The sequence below is a fragment of the Mesorhizobium sp. Arg314 genome (assembly GCF_053714275.1).
The window spans coordinates 1-2,008 of record NZ_JBSKBP010000149.1 but is presented as its reverse complement, the minus strand read 5'-3'; the positions used below and the strand labels follow the sequence as shown (position 1 = coordinate 2,008).

The 2,008-nt window shown below is 63.2% G+C and carries 2 protein-coding genes and 1 pseudogene; all 3 read left to right on the top strand.

Annotated features, from left to right (window positions below):
• A pseudogene (locus ACWGS9_RS34660) lies at positions 1 to 159 on the top strand (aquaporin family protein); the annotation flags it as partial.
• A complete protein-coding gene (arsC, locus tag ACWGS9_RS34655) occupies positions 156 to 566 on the top strand; it encodes an arsenate reductase (glutaredoxin) (RefSeq protein ID WP_454509416.1) in 411 nt (136 codons plus the stop codon). The pseudogene ACWGS9_RS34660 and the gene arsC, both read left to right, overlap by 4 nt.
• A gap of 385 nt (positions 567 to 951) precedes the next feature.
• The gene (locus tag ACWGS9_RS34650; RefSeq protein WP_454509415.1) at positions 952 to 1,866 is read left to right on the top strand and encodes an ArdC family protein; all 915 of its coding nucleotides are present in this window, start codon (positions 952 to 954) and stop codon (positions 1,864 to 1,866) included.
• Positions 1,867 to 2,008: the final 142 nt, after the last annotated feature.

The window sequence follows — 2,008 nt, the reverse complement described above, 5'->3', positions numbered from 1 at the left end:
CGCTCGCTCACCAACACCTTTTCCGGCATCAGGCCGGTCGATCTGCCGGGCTTCATCGTCGCCGAGCTGCTCGGCGCCCTGATTGCGCTTGCGCTGATGGGCTGGCTATTAAGGCCCGAAATCATCGTGCAATCCCAGCCTCTGAAAGCAAAGTCATGACGATCACGATCTACCACAATCCCGATTGCGGCACCTCGCGCAACACGCTCGCCATGATCCGCGCCAGCGGCGAGGAACCGGTGGTGATCGAATATCTGAAGACGCCGCCGAGCCGCGAGCGGCTGCTGGAACTGATCGCAGCTATGGGCATCACCTCGCGCCAGCTTTTGCGGGAGAAGGGAACGCCTTATGCCGAGCTTGGCCTTGCCTATCCGAAATGGAGCGACGACGAGTTGATCGATTTCATGCTCGCCCATCCGATCCTCATCAACCGGCCGATCGTCGAGACGCCCAAGGGCACAAGGCTCTGCCGGCCTTCGGAGGCGGTGCTACCGCTGCTCGACCATCCGGTGCGCGAATTCGTCAAGGAAGACGGTGAGAAGGTCGACTATACACAGCCCAACTAGCAGTCGCGATTGCTCTCGCCCAGATCGCCAGCGTTTTCCCAGTCGCATAGGTCAGCCATGGGCTCGTTCCTGAAAACGGCTGTGGCAGCGTTCGTCTCTTTTAGCGACGTCCATTTGCCTTGACGCGCGTGCTGCCTGCCTTTGCAGTAGCGCTCCCTGTCTCGTTCCCTGCCGCGCGGGTCGGCGTTCCGGCGATCTGCCCATTGCAGCGGTTTTTCTCAATCTTTTCCGCGAAATCGGCCAGGCGCGCCGCCCGGTCAAACCCCGCCCGCACCACTCCCGCCGGGAAGGGGCGGGACCGTGTTAGGGCCTGGCCGGCCGGCTCAATCGCCCGGCCCTGCTTCTCCGCGTCTTGAGAAAAACCCGACGCAAAAGGAGCAAGGTCATGTCGGACACCAACGAAACCCCGCGGCAGGACGTCTACAGCCGCATCACCAACCAGATCATCGAAGCCCTCGAGCAAGGCGTAAAACCCTGGACGCAGCCTTGGAGTGCCGCCCATGCCGCCGGCCACGTCTCCCGGCCACTTCGCCACAACGGCCAGCCCTATGCCGGCATTAACGTCCTGACGCTCTGGGCGTCCGCGATGACCGGGCACTATGCCGCGCCGATCTGGATGACCTTCAAGCAGGCCATCGAGCTGGGCGGTCGTGTCCGCAAGGGCGAAAAGGGCTCTCCCGTCGTGTATGCCGACACCCTGCGGCGCACCGAGACCGACGAGGCCACCGGCGATGAGGCCGAGCGCTTCATCCCGTTCCTGAAGGCCTACACGGTCTTCAATGTCGAGCAGGTCGACGATCTGCCCCCTCACTTCTATGCCCGCGCCGAAAATGTCCGCAACCCGGATGAGCGAATTGTCCATGCCGAAGCATTCTTCGCCGCGACGCGCGCGGACATCCGTCACGGCGGCGACTGCGCCTACTACAGCCCGGCTCTCGACTTTATTCAAATGCCCGCCTTCGAGGCCTTCCGGGATGCGCAGGCGTACTATGCAACAATTGCCCACGAGTCGACACATTGGACCCGGCACGCCACGCGCCTTGACCGTGATTTCGGCGGCAAGCGGTTCGGAGACGACGGCTATTCCCTTGAGGAGCTTGTCGCCGAGTTGGGCGCCGCGTTCCTTTGCGCCGATTTGGGGCTGCGCCTCGAGGATCGCGACGACCACGCCGCCTATATCGGTCACTGGCTGTCCGTGCTGAAGGGGGACAAGCGAGCGATCTTCGCCGCAGCGGCACACGCGCAGCGCGCCGCAGACTATCTGTCGCGTTTCAGCGCCTCCGAAGCAGCCGCCGCGTGAGCGGCGGCCTTCTGGACCGACGCGATTATAATATGCGACAGCTGGCCGTCGCTGCCACGCCGAGTGCCTCTTACGCCTCGGCGTGTGTATCGGCGCGCAAGAGGACATCGTCAAAAATAACGCCGGCCTCGTCGCTTATGGC

What these genes read in the sequence shown, in the direction of transcription:
- arsC (WP_454509416.1), top strand. Translation starts at nt 156, where the DNA reads ATGACGATCACGATCTACCACAATCCCGATTGCGGCACCTCGCGCAAC.
- ACWGS9_RS34650 (WP_454509415.1), top strand. Translation starts at nt 952, where the DNA reads ATGTCGGACACCAACGAAACCCCGCGGCAGGACGTCTACAGCCGCATC.